The sequence below is a fragment of the Halorussus sp. MSC15.2 genome (assembly GCF_010747475.1).
Lineage (GTDB): Archaea > Halobacteriota > Halobacteria > Halobacteriales > Haladaptataceae > Halorussus.
On record NZ_VSLZ01000013.1, the window covers coordinates 1 to 20,511 of the forward strand.

A 20,511-nucleotide genomic window follows, 5' to 3' on the forward strand; every position below is an offset into this window, starting at 1 on the left:
CGACCACGACGACTACCGAGACTCCGACGACCACGACTCGGACAACCACCACCACAACCGCACAACCCGGGATTCAGGCTGATACGACCACGACGACGACCGAGCAACCAACGACGACCACTGAACGGCCGACGACGACACCACAGACGACTACGACGACCGAACAGCCCACGACCACCACCACGACCCAGACGACAACCACCACGACTACAGACCGACCGACGACCACGACGACTCAGACGACTACAGAACGAACCACGACAACCACGACGGCACTGACGACGACCACGACCACCGAACAGCCCACGACAACGACGGCACAGACGACCACGACGACAACGGTGACCGGTGATTCGGCGGCCGTCACCCTCGCCAATCAGACCGCCGACGGGCAGGTCACCGTCGCGGCCGCCGACCTGCCCGAGGGCGGGTTCGTCGCGGTCTACGACCGGAGCGGGAACCTCGTCGGCGTCTCGGAGTACCTCGCTCCCGGCGAGTACGAGGACGTGCCCGTGCCGGTCAACGAGTCGCTGTCCGGCCAGCAGGTGGTGTTCGCCGCGGCCCATCGCGACACCGACGGCGACCGAACCTTCGGATTCGTCGAGTCCGGCGGACGGGTCGATACGCTGTATCTCGACCCCGACGGCGAGATAGTCACCGACCCCGCAGTCGTCGAGTTCCCGACGGACAACGCGACGGCGACGACAGCGGGATAGCCCACTTTATTTCGACGCTTCTATAGGTCGGCGGTGACCTCGTTGTGGCATGGGAAGTCACGGCAGGACCGCAAGCACGGCAGGGGGACCCCGGCTACCCGACGCGGTTCCGTTCGACCTGACGACCGTGACGCGACTCAGTTGGGAGTTAGGGTCGCAGGTCGTCTCGGACGCGACGCGACTGTCCGAGTGGGAACACGCCACGTCGGGACGGAGGCTCGCCGTCTACGACGCAACCGACCACACCGTCGTCCTCGGCGTCCGGACGCCGGTCGGGCGCGAACGCTTCTTCGGAGCGACGAAGCACGACGTGGACGCGAAGCGGTCGCGCCTCCGCGACGCCGAGAACTGGCGGCGATGCGAGTAACAGAGAACCGAATCGAGCGCGGTTTTCGCGTCTATCGGGCGTAGAGTTTCTTCCCGAGGAGCGGCGCGAGCGTGACCCCGTCGTCGGGCGAGACCGCGGCGTAGGGCCGCGAGACCGGGCCGAAGACGTCCACCACGCGACCGACCTCGTTCAGTTGCTCGTCGATGGCCTGCGTGCCGACGTTCGGGGGGTCGTCGTCGGGACACCGGACGACGGCGAGACCCTGCGCCGTCCGGACGACTTCGCCGAGCGCCTCCATCACTCTCGGAGCGCCGCGACGTACGCCGCGACCGCCTGAATCAGGTCGTTCTTCGTCGAGTCGTCGGCGTTCTGGACCAGCACGCGACCCCGCTCGTTCCAGTTCTCGCGGGAGTAGGCCTTGTCGCGTTCGATTATCGCGTCGTAGCCCACCTGCTGGACTGCCTGAGCGATTTCGTCCACCGTCGGCTCCTCGACGGCCATCTCGGCGGCCACCCGGCGTCCCTCGTTGCGACTCTTCGCCGCGTCGAAGTACGCAGGCCACAGCACTTTCTCGACCATACGTCAACGTCTCTCCCCGGCCGTTAAACACCTTAGGAAAACAGCGAACGGAACAGCGCGTTCAGGGACGACGCGCGAGCAGGGCCGCACCGGCGAGCGCGCGAGCGTCGCGGAGACGCCGAACCCGGGGATGCTCCCCGACGAACTGTCGGTCGCGGTCGCAGTCGTCGTGTCCGCCTGCATCGCACCCTCTTCGGTGGTCGTCTCGGGCGCTTCAGTCGTCGTCTGGGTCGTGTCAGTGGTCTCGACCGTCGTCGTGGCGTTGGCCGCCGCGTAGGCCTCGGGGTGGAACGCCTTCGCCATCTGCACCACGGCGTTGACGACTCGCGGTGCGGGCTGGCTGATGTTCTCGTTGGTGACCGTGATGACCTGGTCGTTCTTCACCGCCGCGGTGCCGTTGTAGGCGTCGGTCTTCGGGTAGACGCCGTACTGGCCGATTTGGACTATCCACTCGGGGTTCTGCTGGACGATGACCTCCTCGCTTATCTGGCCGTAGCCCGAGATGTTCGCTTCGGCCGCGATGTTGGTCCCACCGGCGAGTTCGACCATGTTGCCGATGAAGGTGCCCGCTCCGGCGGTGTAGCCACCGCCCACGGAGACGAACACGCGCGGTCGCTCGGAGTTCTCGACCGCCTGCCGGACGGTCTCGATTCGGTCTTTCATGGACGCGACCGTCTCGTTAGCGGCTTCGCAGTTCCCGGTGAGTTCCCCCGTCAGTCGGGTCTTGGCGTAGATGTCCTCGACCGAACTGGCGAACCCGAACCGGAAGACGGTCAGTCCGGCGTCGCGGAGTCGCTGGACCGTCTCGTTCGAGATGACGTTCGGTGCGAGGACGAGGTCGGGTTCCGTCGAGACGACCTTCTCGACGTTGACCTGCGTCTGTCCCGCGCCGGAGACGTTAGTACGGGACTCGGCCCCCTCCAGATACGAGGCGTACTGCGAGACGCCGACGACCTGTTCCTTCCCGCCGATTTCCCACATCGTCTGGGCCGCGCTCGGCGAGAGCGTGACGACTCGTTCCGGTTTCTGTTCGACCGTCACTTCGGTTCCCGTCGCGTCCGTCTCCGTGACGGGGAACGAACAGTCCGCCTGCGCCGCGCTCGCTCGGACGTCGGTCCCGACGTCGGCGTCGGTCCCGGTCACGGCCGTCGCACCCACCGGAGCGACGCCCGCCGCGAGCAACAACAGTACCGCAAACACGCTCGTGACCTTCTGTCTCATGCGTTTCCCACTCCGACCGTGTCCAATAAGTATTTACCTAAAGCAAACTGGCTTTCAGGTGATGCGACAGGGTGCGCGAGTCGTCGGATGGTCGTCCGGACTAGCCGCCGCGCTGGGGGTCGTGGTGGTGGTGAGCGCGGCCGTCGGCCCGGTGCCCATCGACTACCTCGTGGTGGCGAAGGTGTTGCTGAACGCGCTCGCAGTACCCGCGGGGGTCGGCGTCGCCGACCGGACGCTCCGAATCGCGGGACTCGCCGTCACGATGCCCGTGCCGACCGTCGAGTTCGCGCCGATATTTCACTTCGCCGCGCCCGATACCGCCCGGACCATCGTGATGACGCTCCGCCTGCCACGAATCGCGCTCGGGGCGGTCGTCGGACTGGCGCTCTCGACCGCTGGCGTCGTCATGCAGGGGTTCTTCCGGAACCCGATGGCCGACCCCTCGATAATCGGGGTCTCGTCGGGCGCGGCGGTGGGCGCGGTGGCGACCATCGCGCTCCCGCTGGCGGTCCCCTTCTCGCTCCCGACCGCCGCCTTCGTCGGCGCTATCGCGGCCGCGTTCGGAGTCTACGTGCTGGCGACGGAGGACGGCCGGACGCCGGTCGCCACCCTCCTGCTGGCGGGCGTGGCGGTCCAGACGTTCCTCGGCGCGGTGGTCTCGTTCCTGCTCCTCCAGACGGGCGAGAGCATGGAGCGGGCGGTGTTCTGGCTGATGGGCCACCTCCACCTCGCGTCGTGGGAGGACGTGCGACTCGTCCTCCCGGTCGCGGTCCTCGGATTCGCGGTCCTGATGGCCTACGCCCGGGACCTGAACGTCCTCCTGCTCGGCGAGGAGGACGCTCACGCGCTCGGCGTGGAGGTTGAGTGGACCAAGCGCCTCCTGCTGGCGGTCGCCAGCGTGATGACTGGCGCGGCGGTGGCAGTCACGGGCGTCATCGGCTTCGTCGGTCTGGTGGTGCCCCACGTCATGCGACTGCTGGTCGGCCCGGACCACCGAATCCTGCTCCCCACGTCGGCGCTCGCTGGCGCGACGTTCCTCGTCGCCACCGACACCGTGGCGCGTTCGGGCACGGCGGAACTCCCGGTCGGCATCGTGACCGCGTTCCTCGGCGCGCCGTTCTTCCTCTACCTGCTCCGCAAGCGGGAGGTGCACGCGCTGTGAACCGACGTTTCTACCGGCGGCGAAACTACCACTTCCGACAGGGTTGCGCTCGACTCGTCGTACCACGGTCCGGGTGGACTGAAAGGGGCCGCCCGGTTGCGTTTACGTGGTCGTCTGGCCGACCCCTATCTGCGTGCGGTTTGCGCAGATATGTCGGCCAGCGACCGCGACCGGTCGGGGGCTTTCTAAACGGTCTCGACGGAGCCTGTAGACCCTGCTTCAGTGCCGGAATGAACACCGAGAGGAACGTTTCTGCGGAGAACTAATCATGATAGAGATAGACGACGTCGCGGTCGAACTCGGCGGGAACCGCATCCTCGATGGGGTGACGACCACCGTCGAGGACGGCCAGTTCGTCGGTCTGGTCGGGCCGAACGGCGCGGGCAAGACGACCCTGCTCCGGACCATCAACGGGGTCGTCGAACCCGACCGCGGCGAGGTCCGGGTCGGCGGCGACCCGGTCGCCTCGCTCTCGTCGAAGGAGACGAGTCGCCGGGTCGCGGTCGTCCCGCAGGACACGACGCTCTCGTTCGACTTCCCGGTCGAGGAGGTCGTGGCGATGGGCCGCCACCCCTACCGGTCGCGGTTCTCGGGCGGCGCGGAACCGGCGGACGGTCCGTCCGACCGCGAGCGCGTGACCGCCGCGATGGAGCGCACCGAAGTCTCGGCGTTCGCGGACCGCTCCATCACCGCGGTGTCGGGCGGCGAGCGCCAGCGCGTCCTGCTGGCGCGGGCGCTGGCCCAAGACACCCCCGCGCTCCTGCTGGACGAACCCACTGCCAGCCTCGACATCAACCATCAGGTCCGGACGCTCGAACTCGTCCAGGAACTGGTGGACGAGGACGACAAGACCGTGGTGGCGGCCATCCACGACCTCAACCTCGCGGCCCACTACTGCGACGAACTCCGCCTGCTCTCGGGCGGCCGTGTCCGCGCCAGCGGCGACCCCGAGACCGTCCTCGCCGAGGACCACCTCGAAGCGGCCTTCGACACGCGGGCGGTGGTCTCCAGCCATCCCGTGACCGGTTCGACCTACGTCACGGCCCTGCCCGAACGCCCGGTCGAACGAGAGGGCCGCGTCCACGTCGTCGGCGGGGGCGGGACCGTCTCGCGCCTGCTCTACGTGCTGTCGGCCGCGGGCTACGAGGTGTCGGTCGGCGCGCTCAACGAGGGCGACTCCGACCTCGATACCGCGCAGTCGCTCGGTCTCGACGCCGTGACCGAGGAACCGTTCGCCCCGGTCGGCGACGACGCCCGCCGCGCGGTCGAGTCCCGAGTTCGGGAGGCCGACGTGACTGTACTGGCTGACGTGGAGGTCGGTGCGGGCAACCTCGCCAACCTCCGGGCCGCCCGCGAGGCCGACTCCGTGGTCGTAGTCGAGGAACGGCCCTTCGAGGAGCGCAACTACGCCGGGAGCGACGCCGCCGCGCTCTACCGGGAACTCTGCGAGCGCGGGCGCGTCGTCGGCCCGGACGAACTCCTCACGGCGGTGGAGGCGGCGGTGGACCCGCCGAGCGAGCGCGCGGGTCGGGCGGCCGAGTGAGCGGTCGAAGTCACAACTGACTTGTCAGCAGTGCCGGAACTCGACGACGATGCCCTCCACTGTCTCCCGACGGGAACTGCTGGCGGCCGGTGTGGCGGTCGGCGTCGCGGGGTCGAGCGGTTGCCTCGACGCGATTCGCGGTTCGTCCCGAGACCGGACCGACGAGCGACGACTCAAACTACTCCTCCACGACGAGTCGGCGACGCTCCGCGAGAAGTACGTCGCCGACCTCGAGGGGAACCGGCCCGAGTGGGACGAGGAAGCCTTCGCGGCCGCGCTCGACGGCGAGTCGTACACGACCCAGTACCGCGAACCCTTCTACGCGCGAGACGAACCCAAGTACGCCGAGCGCGACGGGACCTACTACCGACTCGGGTCCGTCGTCGTCGGCGAGGCGACGGCGACTCGTCCCGTCCTGCGACTCACCTCGGTCGGACGGCCCGACGAACTGGATTCGGTGCCCGACCACGTCGCACACGACGACCTGCCCGAGACCGACCGACGGGCGGTCAAAGTCGCCCAGATGGCGGCCCGCGCTCGCGCAACCCGGGCGGCGTTCCGCGACGTCTGGTCCAGCGCGGCGGCTACGTCTACCGCGACGAGCGACGGACGGCGGACAGTCGCCTCCTCGGTGAGTCGGGACCGAGCCACGTCGAGTACCGTGACAGAATCTACGCGGTCGAGGTGTCGCGCGAGACGTTCCACGAACCGGTGTATCGCGCCGAGGTGGAACCGGTCGCCGAGTCGCCCGACGAGATGGAGGCGGTGCTTCGCGCGCAGTTCGTCGAGGGGCGGTTCGACCGCCGCGACCTCTCCGAGGAGGAACGCTCGATTCTCCGGGCGGCGCAGGGCAACAGCGGGTACAGCGAGTCCCACCCGTACTCCGTCGCGTACCGGTCGCTGCTGAAGCGACTCGGCCAGCGCGCGTACCTCGACGGAAACGTCGAGAAGGACGCGCCAGCGGACTCGACTCGCCACGAGATACTCCGGTACGACGACGAGTACCACGAGTACTGGTTGCGGTTCGTCGGGACCGAACAGTGACCGCGTCGCGGGAGTCGTCGGACCCGACTCCCGCCGCGACCCGCTACCGGGTCACCTCGAAACGTGCTAGTTCGCGGCGAGTTCGTACTGCTGGGCCAACTCGAACAGCATCAGCGCCGCGAACGTGCTGGCCGCGAGCAGCACCAACCCGGTGATGCCGACCTCGACGTTGGGCGCGGCCACGCTCGCGGTGCCGAGTAATACGCCCGAAACCAGCGCGGCGAGTATCCGGACCGGTCGGGGGAGGTTCGCACACCGCTGGGCGAGCGTCGGGTCGAGTCCGACGATGCGGGTCCAGACCACGTAGAGCGAGACGACGAACAGGAAGGCGAGCAGACCGACACCCAGCAGGAGGGCGAACTTCGCGGGATACATCTCCTGTTTCCAACAGCGTAAGGGTTCATACATAAGTGCATCGGTGATAGGTCTCGGTTCCGAGAGTCAGACTCGGGACGTCTCGGTGTCCGTGTGGCAGTCGGAGTCGGCGCGGCAATTATGTGACTCGCGCCCTGAGAGGGCGGTATGGAACTCGCCGACCGTTCGGTCGTCATCGTCGGGAGTGGCTTCGGTGGTCTCTCGACCGCCTGCTACCTCGCCGACGCGGGAGCGGACGTGACAGTCGTAGAGAAGAACGAACAGGTGGGCGGTCGGGCGAGTGTCCTCGAACGGGACGGTTTCAGATTCGATATGGGTCCGTCGTGGTATCTGATGCCCGACGTGTTCGAGCGCTTCTTCGGCCACTTCGACCGGCGGCCGAGCGACTACTACGGACTGGAGCGGTTGGACCCACACTACAAGTTGTTCTTCAAAGACGGCGACGAGATGACGGTCACCGCCGACCGCGAGGCGACCAAGGCCACCTTCGAGGAGTACGAAGACGGCGCGGGCGCGGCCCTCGACGCCTACCTCGACGAGGCCGAGGAGACCTACGACATCGGGATGGAACACTTCGTCTACACCGACCGCCCGCGGTTCCGCGACTACGTGGACTGGGACGTGTTCAGGCACGCCCGCGGACTGACGTTCCTCGGGTCGATGCGCGACCACGTCGCGGAGTACTTCGACCACCCGAAACTCCGGCAGGTGATGCAGTACACCCTCGTCTTCCTCGGCGGGTCGCCCAAGAACACGCCCGCGCTCTACAACCTGATGAGCCACGTCGATTTCAACCTCGGCGTCCACTACCCAGTCCGCGACGAGGAGGAAGATTCTCCCGGCGGGATGGGCGTCGTCGTGGACGGCATCGCCGAAATGGGCGCGGAGATGGGCGTCGAGTACCGGACCGACAGCGAGGTCCAGTCCATCCTCGGGTCGGCGGGTAACTTCCGCGTGGAAGTCAATGACGGATACCTGCGGAGCGACTTCGTGGTCAGCGACGCCGACTACGCCCACACCGAACAGGAACTGCTCCCGCCCCAGAGTCGCCAGTACGACGCCGACTACTGGGAGTCGCGAACCTACGCCCCCTCGGCGTTCCTGCTCTACCTCGGCGTCGAGGGCGACGTGGACCCGCTGGCCCACCACTCGCTGGTCCTGCCGACCGAGTGGAACGACCACTTCGACGGCATCTTCGAGGACCCCGCGTGGCCCGAGGACCCGGCGTACTACCTCTGCGTGCCGAGTCAGACCGACGACACCGTCGCGCCCGAGGGCCACAGCAACCTGTTCGCGCTGGTCCCCATCGCGCCCGGACTGGACGACGACCCCGAGACCCGGGAGCGCTACCGCGAGTTCGTGCTGGACGACATCGCCGAGAACACCGGCGTGGACCTCCGGGACCGCATCGTCGTGGAGGAGCAGTTCTCCGTCTCCGATTTCGCCGACCGATACAACTCCACTCGGGGCACCGCGCTCGGACTCGCCCACACCCTCCGCCAGACCGGCCCGCTCCGGCCCGGCCACCGGTCCTCGGAGGTCCCCGGACTCTACTTCACGGGGTCGTTCACCACGCCCGGCATCGGCGTCCCGATGTGTCTCATCAGCGGTCAGCACACCGCCGACGCCCTGCTGGAGGACTACGGCGAGTAGCCCCATGCTCGACTCTCGACCGACCACGGCGCTTGGCTACCTCCTGACGCTCTCGCGGCCGCGGTTCTGGCTCTACCTCGCGGGACCTGTCCTCGTCGGGGTCGCCTACGGCGCGTCGTCGGTCGCGGACCTGTTCGCGCCGAGCGCCGTCGCGCTGTTCGCGTACTTCCTCGTGCCCGCCAACGTCTACCTCTACGGCGTCAACGACGCGTTCGACGCCGACGCGGACGCGGAGAACCCGAAGAAGACGGGCGAGGACGCGCGGGAGGCACGGTTCCGCGGCGGACTCGGCGTCGCCGCAGTCGTCGCGGCCTGCGGTCTCGCGGGTCTGGCGTTCGTCGTGGTTCTCCCGCCGGGCGCGACAGTCTGGGTCGTCGGATTCCTCGTTCTCGGCTACGCCTACAGCGCGCCGCCGTTCCGACTCAAGACCGTCCCGCCGCTGGACTCGGTCTCGAACGGTCTCTACGTCCTGCCGGGCGCGGCCGCCTACGTCGCGCTGGCGGGCGAGCAACCGCCCGCGCCCGCGCTGGCGGGCGGGTGGCTCTGGGCGATGGCGATGCACACCTTCTCGGCGGTGCCCGACATCGACCCCGACCGCCGGGCCGGGATTCGGACGACGGCGACGGTCCTCGGCGAGCGCGCGACGCTGGCGTACTGCGGGGTCTGCTGGCTGGCGGCGGCCGCGGCCTTCGGTCTGCTCGACGCTCGGGCCGGGGCGCTCCTGCTGGTCTACCCCCTGTTCGCGGCGGGAGTCGCGGAGACCGACGTGAGCGTCTCGCGGGCCTACTGGTGGTTCCCCGCGCTCAACACGCTGGTCGGGATGGCACTGACGCTCGGCGGTCTCTGGGGGGTCGTGCGTGGATAGTTCGCCGACCGACGAGTCGTCGGTGGACCGTCGGCGAATCGAAGCGGCCCTCTCGGCGCTCGTCCGGAAGAATCGGTTCACCATCGCGGTGGTGTTCCCCCTCGTCGGGGCCGCGCTGTTCGTCGCCAGTCGCGAGGCGTGGCTCCCGACGTGGCTGGCGATGAACCCGACGCTGGTGCTGTTCGGAACGCTCGTGATGCGCCTCCCGCTGGTGGCGGGTCTCACGCCGCTGGTGGACCGTCGGGCAGGGCTCGGCCTGTTCGCGGTCGCGGCCTACAGCTACGCCGTCGAGTACGTCGGAGTCCACTACGGCGTGCCTTACGGCGAGTTCAGCTACCAGTTAGAACTCGGCCCGATGGTCGGCGGAGTTCCCGTCGGACTCCCGGTGTTCTTCCTCCCGCTGGTGGTCAACAGCTACCTGCTCGTCGTCCTGCTCCTGCCGCGGGCCGGATGGCTCCGGCGGACGCTCGCCGCGCTCGGGGTCGTGCTGGTCGTGGACCTCGTACTGGACCCGGCGGCGGTCGGTCTCGGCTTCTGGCGCTACGACGGCGGCGGCGTCTACTACGGGGTTCCGCTCTCGAACTTCGCAGGGTGGGTGCTGAGCGGTCTGGTCGCCATCGCGCTGGTCGAGTGGGGGTTCGACCGGGACGCGCTGGCGGCCCGGCTACGGGACTGCGAGTTCGCACTCGACGACTTCGTGAGCTTCGTCGTCCTCTGGGGCGCGATGAACGTCTACTTCGGCAACTGGGTCGCGGTGGCGCTGGCGGTCGGCCTGTCGGCGGGACTGGTCCGCGCCGACCGTTTCGACTTCGTGGGACTCGGCCGCGAGCGTCCCGAGCAGAGCTGACTGTATCGAACATCCGGTCGAAAAACGGACGCCTCGGCCGAACTCAGTCGGCCTGCGGCGTCCCGTCCTGATGCTCCGGACCCGCGCGAACGCCCTCGTCTTCGGGAATCGCGCTCACGGCCCGGAACACCGTCACCGGGTCCCGCGAGCGCTGCCAGTGCCACCGCGTCTTGACCCAGAGCCACGCCGCGCGTACGGCACCCACCTCGGGCGGCGACGAGAACACGTCGTAGTCGAGCGCCCGGATGAGTCGGTGGTGTTCGGCGTAGAGGACGGCGGCGTACAGCACCGCGAACTGGCAGTCTTGGGGGAGATACTCGATTCCCACGACCCCCTCGCGGTACTTGCGCTCGGTGCGCCTGAGTTCGTGAGCCATCGCGGTCCGGAAGCCGTCGGTCGGGTCGCAACGCCGAACGTCGGACTCCGTGACGTCGTGGCGCTCGCGGGTGTCGCCCGGGAGGTAGATGCGGTCGTGGTCCTCGATGTCCTCGCGCACGTCGCGCAGGAAGTTCGTCAACTGGAACGCTTCGCCGAGCGCGACCGCGTGGGGTTTCGCGCGCTCGGGGTCCTCGACGCCCATCACCGACAGCATCATCACGCCGACCGCCGCGGCCGACCCGCGCATGTACGTCTCCAGTTCGTCGTAGCTCTCCCAGCGACACTTCTCGATGTCCGACAGCATCGCGTCGATGAAGCGTTCGACCTCCTCGTCGGGAATCCCGCGTCGCTCGCGCACCTCCTGAAACGCGGCGAGGACGTCGTCGTCGGTCTCTTCCCTGCCGAGCGCTTGCGCCCGGAGTCGTTCGAGTCGGTCGCGTTGCTCCTCCGGGGGGCGGTCGGTCGCGCCGTCTACGACCTCATCCGCCACGCGGAAGAACGCGTAGAGGACGTACGTCGGGTGGCGGACTCGCTCGGGGAGCAACCGCGTCGCAAAGTGGAAGGTTCTGCCGGTTCGCTGCTGAATCGCCTTGCTTCGTCGGAGTTGTCGGTCGGTGACCATTCTGTCTCCTGTAGTTTTGCAGAGTCCGGCCGAACAGCAGCGCCTCGCAGACTCCGTATAAGGATTCCTCCGAGTTAATTGTTGGCGTGGGAGAAGTCCCCGCCGGGGGACACACTGCGTCTCACCTCGTTCTCCCGGTGGGCGGCGCGTCTGGCATGGCGTAGTTCCGACTCGAACACCCATCGATGAGACGGTCTCAGACCGTGCGCGACCGACGCCTGCCATCACGCATTTCCCCGTCGATATCCTCCATTCGTGCGTATGAGTTCTTCCAACGCCGCTTCCGAGACGGCGGACCGGAGCGGGAACGACCTCGCGGGACGAGTCAGCACGCTGGCGGAGACGGTCGGGCCGAAACTGGCGCGTCACGCCGGGTCCGGCAACCTCGCGGCCGCTTCCGGGGTCGTCTCACTGCTCCGAGCGGCCCGAACCTTCCTGAAGGGGAACCGAAAGCGAGGCGTCCGCCAACTGCTCGGTGGCCTGTTCTGGGTCGGGGTCTCGCTCGCCCAGCGCCGGTCCGGCGGGTCGGGCGACTCCGACGGGCCGGGGAGGTCGAGAGAGCGTCGCTCGGGGACCGACGTCTCCGAGGTGGCCGACATATCGCCGGACGTGGAGGACGCCGTCGAACCGGGCGGTCACGAAACCGACCACGCAACCGGCGAGAGCGTGGTGGACACCACCGACGCCGACATCGAGGAGTCCGACACCGCGCCGGAGGTCGGCGCGTCTCCGGACGTCGCCGGTGACGTGGACGACGAGGACGTGAACCAGCGCGACGTGGCCGAGTCCGCCCCAATCGAAGACGCCGCCGAGACCGGCGACGAAGACGAGACGGAGTCCCAGTCGGACGGCGGCACGGAGTCCGACGCTGAGTCGCAGGCCGGGACGGAGTCGGATTCGGTGACGGAGTCCGAATCCGGGTCGGAAGACGAGACGGGCACGGCGTCCAGGGGCGACTCGGAAGACGAGGAGGCGGCTACCGAGGCGGACGAGCGCGTCGAGACCACGTCGGGGGAGTGAGGACGCCGCGGCCCCGCGAGTTTTACGCCTCACCGTCCAATCGGGAGGTATGGCCGACGAACTGCTCGTCTACGGCTCGTACGGGTACACGGGCGCGCTCGTCGCGCGGACCGCGGTGGAGGAGGGTCTCTCGCCCGTTCTCGCCGGGCGCACCGCCGAGAAGGTAGAGCGACAGGCGACCGACCTCGGTCTCGACCACCGGGTGTTCAGTTTGCAGCATTCCGAGGTGGTCGAGTCGCAGGTCGAGAAGTTCGCCGCGGTGCTGAACTGCGCGGGACCGTTCTCGAAGACCGCCGAACCGCTCTACTCGGCGTGCCTGAACGCCGGGACCGACTACCTCGACATCACCGGCGAAATCGACGTGCTGGAAGCCATCGCGGGACGCGAGGAGGAAGCCGAGGCGACCGGCGTGACGCTGCTCCCGGCGGTGGGGTTCGACGTGGTTCCGACCGACTGTCTGGCGGCGTACCTCCACGAGGAGTTGCCGTCGGCGACCCGCCTCTCGCTGGCTATCGACGGACTCGGGACGTTCTCGCCCGGCACGGCGAAGTCCATCGTGGAGGGGTTGTCGACCACCGGTGCAGTCCGGCAGGACGGCCGGATTCGCACGGTCCCGGCGGCGTGGAAGACCCGCCACCTCGACTTCGGACGGGGCCGCAAACCCGCGGTGTCGATTCCGTGGGGCGATATCTCCTCGGCCTACTACACCACCGGGATTCCGAACATCGAGACGTTCGCCACGGTCCCGGAGTACGCCGCCAAACTGATGCCGAAGACACGGCCGCTCGCGCCGGTCCTCGGGACCAAGTCGGTCCAGAAGGCGCTGAAAGCCGTCATCGACGCGGCGGTGTCGGGACCCTCCGCCGAGGAGCGCGCCCGGAGCGTGAGTCGTATCTGGGGAGAGGTCGACGACGACGATGGAAACCGAGTCACCGCGCGACTACGGACGCCAGACACCTACGACTTGACCGCGAAGACCGCGGTGGAGTCGGCCCGACGCGTCGTCGAGGGAGAGGTCGGTCCGGGGTTTCACACGCCTGCGTCGGCGTTCGGCGCGGACTACGTACTGGAGTTCGACGGTGTAGAACGTGAGGACGCGAGCCAGCGGTCGGCGGTCGGGATGCGAGTGGAGGAGTGACTGTTCGAGGTGACGGAGTTCGGGGTAGAAAGAGCCGGTGGAGGGATTTGAACCCTCGGCCTATTCCTTACGAAGGAATCGCTCTAGCCAGTCTGAGCTACACCGGCGCGTCGCAGTGCGCACTCAAACATAGTCGCAAGAACGGGCTTAAGCGTTCCGAAATCGCCCGACGTTAGCGAGACAGTCGCACGTCGAGACAGACGTTGAGTTCGTGGGGCGCGTACGACCGGACGACGTGTCGCGTCTCGACTTCGACCTCGTACTCGGGTTCCGCCGCCGCCCGAATCGCGGCCTCGCCCGGCCCGAAGGGGTCGTCCTCGTGCTGGATGTCGTAGTAGTGAACTACGCAGTCGTCGCCCGCGAGTTCGACCGCCGTGTCGAGGAACTCGTCGGCGCTGTGGGGGAGGTTCATCACCACGCGGTCGGCCCAGTCGGCGTAGTCCGACGCGACCTCTCCACCACCGTCCGACGACCCCGAGACTACATCTCGCACGTCCCCCTGAATCGCGGTTACCCGGTCGGCAACGCCGTTCCGGCGGGCGTTCTCCCGGAGGTACTCCACCGCTCGTTCGTTCAGGTCCACGCCGACGACTTCCGCGTCGCGCTTGGCGAAGGGGACGACGAAGGGACCGACGCCCGCGAACATGTCGAAGGCGCGCTCGCCCGCTTCGACCTGCTCGGCGACGCGGTTGCGCTCGGTGGCGAGGCGCGGCGAGAAGTACACCTCGGCCACGTCGAGCAGGAACTCGCACCCGTACTCGCGGTGGACGGTCTCCGTGCCGTCGCCGACCAGCACCTCCCAGTCGCGAACGCGGAGTTCGCCTTTGACCTTCGAGGCGCGGTTGACGACCGTCTCGACCGGCAGGTCCGAAGCCATCACGGCGTCGGCGATTTCGCGGGCGGTAGCGGGGTCGTCCTCGTCCAGAATCACGATGTCGCCGAGTCGCTCGTAGGTGGGTTCGAAGCCGAGCAGGTCGGTGGGCGTCTCCGGCGTGTCGCGCTCGCCGACCGACCGCGTCACGACCTCCAACTCCGCGGGCACCGCGTCGGCGTCCGTGACCGGGAGATAGAGGTGACCGTCTCCGACTTCGATTTGGAACTCGTCGGCGAGCAGACCCGCCTCGGCCAATCGCTGGCGGGTCTCCTCGCCTCGTTCGCGCTCGACGCGCACGCACGGCGCTTCCATACCACTCGCTTCTCGCGGCGGGCGGTAAGCGTGACGCTTCGCGGGCGGCAGGCCGCGCCGGTCGCGGTCCCCGCGCTGCGGTGTTCGCGCAGGCGTGTCCCGAAGTCGATGGCCGTTTCGAGCGCGAACACCGGCAGGGACGAGAGCCAGCGATATGCCTCCTGCGACTACGAGACTTCGGCTTCGGTGGACTCCGGGGTGCGCTCGTCGTCGCGCGTCCGGTCGAGGACGTTCATGACCCAGTTGGCCGAGACGCCGTGGACGACGATGGACGCGAGCGCGACGAACCCGATTAGCGCCCAGAGTTTGTCGGCGGCGACGAGTAGCTCTATCTCGCCGAACGACGCCTCGTTGAGCGCGAACGCCAGATAGTAGAACGAACCGATGCCGCGGATACCGAACGACGAGACGACGAGTCGCTCGCTCCACGGCATCGGCGACCCGAGCAGGCCGACGACTCCGGCGAGGGGCCGAACCACGAAGATGAGCGTGAGACCGACCACGACGTCGAGCAGCGTCAGGGGAGCCAGCAGGCCGCCAGCGATGGCCCCGCCGAACAGCACGAGCACGGACGCCATCACGATTCGCTCTATCATCACCGCGTAGTCGTGGAGCGCGACGTAGTACTCGTGCTCCCACTCGTAGTGGCGGAGTTCGAGCGCCGCGACGAACACAGCGATGAAGCCGTAGCCGTGGACGAGTTCGGTCACGCCGTACGTGATGAGGGTGGCCGCCAGCGCCTCCGCGCCCTCCATGACCTTCCCGAGTTGGGTCGTGACGGGTTCGCTGAAGATGAACCGGGCGAGAACTTGCCCGGCGAGGTAGCCCATCACGACGCCGACCACTATCTCGTAGAGGAAGTGGACGAGGAACCAGTCGCCCAACCACCCCAGCGACGACGTCCCGGCGGCCGCCGCCATGGCGATGGCGAGGTGCGTGAACGGAAACGCCAGTCCGTCGTTGAGACCCGCCTCCGAGGTGAGCGCGAACCGGACTTCCCCTTCCTGCTCCGTGGGGTCGGCCTCCTCGTCCATCCCCTCGGTCGGCGGGGACGCCTGCACGTCGGAGGCCAACACCGGGTCGGTCGGCGAGACTATCGCGCCGAGCAGGACGGCGGTCGGCAGGAGCGTTCCCAGCACGCCCCACCCGAGCAGAGCGGTCGCGACGATGGTTAACGGCATCGTGATGCCGAGCAGTCGCCACGTGCTCGACCACGCTCTGGGGTCGAACGGTCGGTCGAGTTTCAGTCCCGCACCCATCAGCGCGATTATCACGACGAACTCGGTGAGTCGCTCGGCGAGTTCCCCGTGTTCGACGGGGTCGGGAACCTCCACCCCCAACGGGAGCGAGAACAGGACCACTCCGGCGGTGACGTATATCAACGGGAACGACATCGGCTTGTCCGAGAGAACTCGCGGCAGTACGACGGCCCCCAAGATTGCGATACCGATGAGCAGTAAGGCGGCTTCGTAAGCGGCCATTCGTCACAACGTACTGTGTTTCGACGTAAATGCCCGTGGGCCAGATGACGGGTCCGGGAGACGTTCCGTCGGCCAGACGACGGTACTACGTCTCGGTTCGCGCCGACTCGAAAGGCTATAGCCGTCCCCGTCCCCTATCGCCTACATGCTCACATTCGTCGGTCTCGGTCTCTACGACGAGCGCTCGATAACCGTCGAGGGCCGGGACGCCCTGCGGAACGCCGACCGCGTCTTCGCCGAGTTCTACACCAGCAGACTCCTCGGCGCGACCGTCGAGGACCTCGAATCCTACCACGACGCCGACATCGAGGTCCGCGACCGCGCGGGCGTCGAACAGGACCCCGAGGACATCCTTCGCGCCGGGAGCGACGGCGACGCGGTGTTCCTCACGGCGGGCGACACGATGATTTCGACCACGCACGTGGACCTCCGACTCCGCGCCGAGGAGCGCGGCATCGACACGCGGGTCGTCCACGCGCCGACCGCCGAGTCCGCCGCCAGCGGTCTGACCGGACTCCAGAACTATCGGTTCGGCAAGGCCACGACGCTCCCCTTCGAGTACGCCCACGGTGCCGACGGCGTCCCCGCCAGCGTCACCGACGCGCTCGACGAGAACCGCGAGCGCGGTCTCCACACGCTGGTCTACCTCGACATCAAAGTTCGCAACGACGAATACATGACCGCCGACCACGCCGCCAGACTGCTCGCCGACGACTACGGCGACGTGCTGGCCGTCGTGGTCGCGCGCGCCGGGAGTCCGGACCCGTTGGTCGCGGCCGACCGACTCTCGAACCTCGCCGACCGCCAGTTCGGCGACCCGCTCCACCTACTGGTCGTTCCTGGAGACCTCCACCACATCGAGGCAGACGCGCTCGCCGAACTCGCCGACGCGCCCGAAGAACTGCTCGACGTCGAGTAGCCGTTCTCACCGGACGAGCGACGACTACCCGCCGTACCGCCGAAGAATCATCTCACAACTCGGAGTACTTCTGCAAACGGGAGTACGGACGAACGGCGTCGCGGGTCACTCGCCGTTCCCGTCCGCGGCGACCGGCCGCTCGGTCCCCACCGCCGCGTGGAGGTCGTACTCGTCGCCGGTCACGACGTAGAGGACGTCCTCGCCGACGGTCAGCAGTTCGGGCACCTCGCGGGCGACGGCCCACGCGATGCCGACCAGCGCGACGACGGAGAGACTCTGAGCGAGGACGCGGTCGGAGATGAAGTACGACACCATGTACGGATTGTCGTAGCCGACCAGCGACATCGTCGGTTCCACGAACACCTGCATCCACTGCTGGCTGAACGCGAGCGTGATGAACACGACTCGGGCGAGGTTCAGCGCCCAGATAACGGGGATAGCGATGGCGATAGCCCGAAGCTTCCGGCGGACGGGGGCGCGAACTGCTGCGATGAGACCGCCGAAGATGGCCATGCTCCCGAGACCCGTGCAGGCAAGCAGGACGTTGATGGTGAACTCGCCGTGGTTCTCGGTGGCGAAGAAGTACGCGCCGCGGATGGTCTCGTCGCGTTGGACGACCTGAAACTCGTAGCCGAGCGACCGCATGACGAACTCGCCCTGCCACGTCACGGTCTCGATGAGCCACTCGTTGGCCGGCGCAATCATCGTGAACGGCATGTAGATGAGACCCATGAACGCGACGGCCCGCGAGAGCAGGAAGAGGGTCTCTCGCCCCTGCAAGAGCAGGTAACCGACGTACAGACAGGCAGGGAGTGCGACGAAACTCAGCGCCCCTTCGATGAAACTCCGCTGTTCGAAGGCGAAGTGAGGGAACAGCGCGAGCCAGAAGACGCCGAAGACGCCCCACGCGCCCGCCGCGAGGTAGCGGGCGCGTCCGCGTCCGCGGTCGTCGTCGTACCAGTCGAGCGCGGTGGCCGCGGCGAACAGTCCAATCGCGAGCCACGCGAGTCCGTCGGTTAACGCCGAAGTCACTGTTAGCGGAGTGAAAGCGTCCCCCGGATAAAGAGTTGACGGCTCCGGTCGGGCCGGGTAACGTCGGCCTACGGGTACGGAAACGGTCCGTTTCGTCCACACGAGCGCAGTCGCTACGGAGTCGAACGCACGAAAAATGGGAACTGCGAAAGACCGGGAAACCCGGTGATTAGTTAGCTATCTAGTTGCTGCGGCGGAGAGCCAGCAGCGCGGCGGCGACGAGCGCAACCATCGAGACGGCGACACCGAAGCCGGGGATACTACCACTCTGTTCGGTGGTGGTGGTCTCCTCGGTGGTGGTCTCTTCGGTCGTGGTCGTCGTGTCCGCGGTCGTCGTCGTCGTGGTCGTCGTCTCCGTCGTGGTCGTCGTGGTGGAGTTCGACGTGGTGGTCGTCGTCGTCTCTGCGGACTCGACAATCACGCCGTCGACCTCGTCACTCGCATCGCCGGACTTGGCGGAGACGGTGACGTCCGTGCCCGTGTCAACGTCGCTGAAGTCGAACGGGGCGACGAAGGTACCGTCGTCCTGAACGGTCGCGGTCGCGGTCCGGACGAAGGAGTCGGACTTGACCTGGACCTGGAACTCCGAGCCAGCAGCGATGCTGGTGTCACCGGAGATGTTACCGGCGACGGGGAGCACGTCGCTCTCGTTCACACCGGTGAAGGAGAGTTCGCGCTCCGTGACGGTGAACGTAGTGTTGGCCGAGCGGGCCTCGTCAGTGACGCTGCTACCTTGGTGGACCGTGAACGTCGCGCGGTACTTGTCGGCCACACTGATGTCGTTGCTACTGGTGTCAACGACAGCGTAGACCGTGTTGTTGGCCGAGTCGAAGTAGACCTCACGCGTCTGGTTACCCTCGAACTCGTTCGGCTGAGCGTTCGCGCCGGGGTTGGTCTGCGTGACGTTCAGCGAGTAGACGTCGCTCGCGTTGAAGTTCGTGCTGAGGTTGTGATGGGTCAGACTGTCGTTACCGTAGAGACCGGACGCGGTGAACTCGACAACCGCGAGGTCCTGCATCGCAACGGAGTCACCCTTGACGACGTTGCTGACGAGGTCGCTCACGTCGCTCGGGAGGTTGCTCGTCTTTCGCGGGTGCTTCCAGACCTGCGCACCGTCAATCGAACCCTCGTTCAGGGAGAGCTGGGTGACGTCGTCCTCACCGTTGACGCCAGTAATCATCTCGTACTGACCCGCGGAGATGGGACTGCCGAGACCGCCCGGGTCGGCCGTCTGGTTGTTGTCCCAGTTAGTGTGAACGCCCTGAATGGAACCACCATTGCTGGCGGTTCCGTGAGTCTTAACGGCGTCGTCACCTTCAACACTCACGAAGTCTTTAACCACACCGCTGTCGGACTTGTAAGTATTGAAGTTGACGGTGACCTCGTTGTCGGTGCCGTTGTCGTAGACCGTGAAGTTGGCCTTCCAGTTGACGTCTTGGCTACCGATGGAGACGTTAGCCTTGTCGCTGTTTTCGAGGTCGATGGTGAACGAGGCGATGTCGCCGCGCTCTTCACTGACAACGCCGCTACCTTGGAAAGTAGCCATTGCGTCGCCACCTGCCGAGACGTTGATGTCGGCTTCGGCGACCGCGCCGGTGTCGTTCACTTCGACTTTGAACGTGTAGTTGCCAGCGTCAACATCCTTGAAGGACGTATTGATCGTCTCAGTCTGGATGGTTTGGATAGCAACACCGTTCTCAGTCCGCTTGGTCGTAATGTCGGTGAAGATTCCCTCAAGCTCCTCAGAACTGAGACCACTCGAGGTAATCGTGGCGTCGTAGTTCGTCCGCTTGGAGTTCAGGTTGAGTTCCGTCTTCGTGGAGTGCTTGTTGTCCACGTCGTCCTCGAAACTCGCGCTGAGGTCCTGCGACGTGACCTTGAAGCTGAGGACTTTATTGTTAGCATCGGTGAGGTTCTGACCGTTCTCGTTCTGGAGGTAGTAGTTGCCTTCCAGACCCTTGGTGCTGAACTTGATGTCGCCTTCACTGTCCGTAACGAACGAGTCAGCGAGGGAGCCATCAGTTTCGTCAATAATTTCGACAGTCGTTTCCGTACTGTTCGCCTCGTCGGTGAAGACCGTCTGTCCCGCCCAGTAACGCTGGCCGGGGTTCAGGTCGAACGCATCGCCCTTCTCGACGTTTCCTGCCGCCGCGGATGCTGCGCCCGCAAAGGCGATGGTGCCGGCGAAAACCGACATTACCAGCATCGCAGCAAGGAAAGCGCCGCGAAGTTTGTCTGTTGTTGTTGTCATGGTTTGGTTGTTTATTCGGTCGGCGACAGCACCTTTCCTGTGCCCTTCGGGGGAACCCGGTACCGCACCGGATGTGGGCCTCATGTACTCGCTACTGCCACCATGGGTAGGGGTACAGACATAAGGTTATGCCAAGGTTATAAGTGCTTTG

Annotated in this window: 21 protein-coding genes, 1 tRNA gene and 1 pseudogene; 11 read left to right on the forward strand and 12 right to left on the reverse strand. The window is 66.8% G+C overall.

Annotated elements, in window-relative coordinates:
- Both FXF75_RS21690 and FXF75_RS21695 read left to right on the forward strand, forming a co-directional pair.
- Positions 1 to 716 (forward strand): annotated as a pseudogene (locus FXF75_RS21690) (hypothetical protein); the annotation flags it as partial.
- Between the two features lie 49 nt (positions 717 to 765).
- Positions 766 to 1,083: a hypothetical protein gene (locus FXF75_RS21695; protein WP_163524155.1), complete on the forward strand. Its 318-nt coding sequence runs from the start codon at positions 766 to 768 to the stop codon at positions 1,081 to 1,083.
- A 31-nt stretch (positions 1,084 to 1,114) separates the two neighbouring features.
- On the opposite strand, the gene FXF75_RS21700 is transcribed toward FXF75_RS21695, so the two are convergent.
- Genes FXF75_RS21700 through FXF75_RS21710 form a run of 3 tightly spaced genes read right to left on the reverse strand, consistent with a single transcriptional unit; the run spans position 1,115 to position 2,844 of the window.
- On the reverse strand, positions 1,115 to 1,342 hold the full coding sequence (locus tag FXF75_RS21700) for an H/ACA ribonucleoprotein complex subunit GAR1 (protein WP_163524156.1): 228 nt from the start codon (positions 1,340 to 1,342) through the stop codon (positions 1,115 to 1,117).
- Positions 1,342 to 1,623, reverse strand: coding sequence for a signal recognition particle subunit SRP19 (gene srp19 / locus FXF75_RS21705; RefSeq protein WP_163524157.1), 282 nt, complete (start codon positions 1,621 to 1,623; stop codon positions 1,342 to 1,344). Before srp19 ends, FXF75_RS21700 begins: the two co-directional genes overlap by 1 nt.
- 3 nt (positions 1,624 to 1,626) lie before the next feature.
- The gene (locus FXF75_RS21710; protein ID WP_240334880.1) at positions 1,627 to 2,844 is read right to left on the reverse strand and encodes a PGF-CTERM-anchored ABC transporter substrate-binding protein; all 1,218 of its coding nucleotides are present in this window, start codon (positions 2,842 to 2,844) and stop codon (positions 1,627 to 1,629) included.
- A 61-nt stretch (positions 2,845 to 2,905) separates the two neighbouring features.
- Here FXF75_RS21710 and btuC point away from each other — a divergent pair, with 61 nt between their 5' ends.
- Both btuC and FXF75_RS21720 read left to right on the forward strand, forming a co-directional pair.
- Positions 2,906 to 4,006, forward strand: a complete 1,101-nt coding sequence (gene btuC / locus FXF75_RS21715; RefSeq protein WP_163524158.1) for a vitamin B12 ABC transporter permease BtuC — start codon at positions 2,906 to 2,908, stop codon at positions 4,004 to 4,006.
- 268 nt (positions 4,007 to 4,274) lie between these two features.
- On the forward strand, positions 4,275 to 5,549 hold the full coding sequence (locus tag FXF75_RS21720; RefSeq protein ID WP_163524159.1) for a heme ABC transporter ATP-binding protein: 1,275 nt from the start codon (positions 4,275 to 4,277) through the stop codon (positions 5,547 to 5,549).
- Positions 5,550 to 5,573: 24 nt separating this feature from the next.
- On the opposite strand, the gene FXF75_RS22280 is transcribed toward FXF75_RS21720, so the two are convergent.
- Complete coding sequence (locus tag FXF75_RS22280; protein ID WP_205428009.1) at positions 5,574 to 5,726, reverse strand: hypothetical protein; 153 nt, start codon at positions 5,724 to 5,726, stop codon at positions 5,574 to 5,576.
- 1 nt (position 5,727) lies between these two features.
- Positions 5,728 to 6,018 (reverse strand): hypothetical protein, encoded by a 291-nt coding sequence (locus FXF75_RS22285; RefSeq protein WP_205428011.1) that lies wholly within the window; start codon positions 6,016 to 6,018, stop codon positions 5,728 to 5,730.
- 215 nt (positions 6,019 to 6,233) lie between these two features.
- Here FXF75_RS22285 and FXF75_RS22290 point away from each other — a divergent pair, with 215 nt between their 5' ends.
- Positions 6,234 to 6,593: a hypothetical protein gene (locus tag FXF75_RS22290; protein ID WP_205428013.1), complete on the forward strand. Its 360-nt coding sequence runs from the start codon at positions 6,234 to 6,236 to the stop codon at positions 6,591 to 6,593.
- Positions 6,594 to 6,659: 66 nt separating this feature from the next.
- Here the strand turns inward: FXF75_RS22290 and FXF75_RS21730 are convergent, their stop codons facing one another.
- Complete coding sequence (locus FXF75_RS21730; protein ID WP_163524160.1) at positions 6,660 to 6,968, reverse strand: hypothetical protein; 309 nt, start codon at positions 6,966 to 6,968, stop codon at positions 6,660 to 6,662.
- A gap of 147 nt (positions 6,969 to 7,115) precedes the next feature.
- Between FXF75_RS21730 and FXF75_RS21735 the strand changes: the two genes are divergently transcribed.
- From FXF75_RS21735 to cruF, 3 genes are read left to right on the forward strand one after another with little or no spacing between them, the layout of a single operon-like run.
- Positions 7,116 to 8,621 carry an NAD(P)/FAD-dependent oxidoreductase gene (locus FXF75_RS21735; protein ID WP_163524161.1) on the forward strand — a complete coding sequence of 502 codons (1,506 nt, stop codon included), beginning with the start codon at positions 7,116 to 7,118 and terminating at the stop codon, positions 8,619 to 8,621.
- Positions 8,622 to 8,625: 4 nt separating this feature from the next.
- On the forward strand, positions 8,626 to 9,486 hold the full coding sequence (locus FXF75_RS21740) for a prenyltransferase (RefSeq protein WP_163524162.1): 861 nt from the start codon (positions 8,626 to 8,628) through the stop codon (positions 9,484 to 9,486).
- On the forward strand, positions 9,479 to 10,333 hold the full coding sequence (cruF, locus tag FXF75_RS21745; protein ID WP_309221885.1) for a bisanhydrobacterioruberin hydratase: 855 nt from the start codon (positions 9,479 to 9,481) through the stop codon (positions 10,331 to 10,333). The genes FXF75_RS21740 and cruF overlap by 8 nt, the downstream gene beginning before the upstream one ends.
- 43 nt (positions 10,334 to 10,376) lie before the next feature.
- Here the strand turns inward: cruF and FXF75_RS21750 are convergent, their stop codons facing one another.
- Positions 10,377 to 11,333: a phytoene/squalene synthase family protein gene (locus FXF75_RS21750; RefSeq protein WP_163524163.1), complete on the reverse strand. Its 957-nt coding sequence runs from the start codon at positions 11,331 to 11,333 to the stop codon at positions 10,377 to 10,379.
- 261 nt (positions 11,334 to 11,594) lie between these two features.
- Here FXF75_RS21750 and FXF75_RS21755 point away from each other — a divergent pair, with 261 nt between their 5' ends.
- Together FXF75_RS21755 and FXF75_RS21760 are read left to right on the forward strand one after the other, a co-directional pair.
- Positions 11,595 to 12,353 (forward strand): hypothetical protein, encoded by a 759-nt coding sequence (locus tag FXF75_RS21755; RefSeq protein WP_163524164.1) that lies wholly within the window; start codon positions 11,595 to 11,597, stop codon positions 12,351 to 12,353.
- Positions 12,354 to 12,402: 49 nt separating this feature from the next.
- On the forward strand, positions 12,403 to 13,491 hold the full coding sequence (locus FXF75_RS21760; RefSeq protein ID WP_163524165.1) for a trans-acting enoyl reductase family protein: 1,089 nt from the start codon (positions 12,403 to 12,405) through the stop codon (positions 13,489 to 13,491).
- Between the two features lie 32 nt (positions 13,492 to 13,523).
- On the opposite strand, the gene FXF75_RS21765 is transcribed toward FXF75_RS21760, so the two are convergent.
- The 3 genes from FXF75_RS21765 to FXF75_RS21775 form a co-directional block, all read right to left on the reverse strand.
- A tRNA-Thr gene (locus FXF75_RS21765) sits at positions 13,524 to 13,598 on the reverse strand.
- A gap of 65 nt (positions 13,599 to 13,663) precedes the next feature.
- Positions 13,664 to 14,677 (reverse strand): class I SAM-dependent methyltransferase family protein, encoded by a 1,014-nt coding sequence (locus FXF75_RS21770; RefSeq protein ID WP_163524166.1) that lies wholly within the window; start codon positions 14,675 to 14,677, stop codon positions 13,664 to 13,666.
- Positions 14,678 to 14,844: 167 nt separating this feature from the next.
- The gene (locus FXF75_RS21775) at positions 14,845 to 16,158 is read right to left on the reverse strand and encodes a sodium:proton antiporter (protein ID WP_163524167.1); all 1,314 of its coding nucleotides are present in this window, start codon (positions 16,156 to 16,158) and stop codon (positions 14,845 to 14,847) included.
- A gap of 145 nt (positions 16,159 to 16,303) precedes the next feature.
- Here FXF75_RS21775 and dph5 point away from each other — a divergent pair, with 145 nt between their 5' ends.
- Positions 16,304 to 17,077, forward strand: a complete 774-nt coding sequence (gene dph5, locus FXF75_RS21780; RefSeq protein ID WP_163524168.1) for a diphthine synthase — start codon at positions 16,304 to 16,306, stop codon at positions 17,075 to 17,077.
- A gap of 105 nt (positions 17,078 to 17,182) precedes the next feature.
- On the opposite strand, the gene artA is transcribed toward dph5, so the two are convergent.
- Together artA and FXF75_RS21790 are read right to left on the reverse strand one after the other, a co-directional pair.
- The gene (artA, locus tag FXF75_RS21785; RefSeq protein WP_163524169.1) at positions 17,183 to 18,109 is read right to left on the reverse strand and encodes an archaeosortase A; all 927 of its coding nucleotides are present in this window, start codon (positions 18,107 to 18,109) and stop codon (positions 17,183 to 17,185) included.
- A gap of 181 nt (positions 18,110 to 18,290) precedes the next feature.
- Positions 18,291 to 20,444 (reverse strand): BGTF surface domain-containing protein, encoded by a 2,154-nt coding sequence (locus FXF75_RS21790; protein ID WP_309221886.1) that lies wholly within the window; start codon positions 20,442 to 20,444, stop codon positions 18,291 to 18,293.
- Positions 20,445 to 20,511 lie beyond the last annotated feature (67 nt).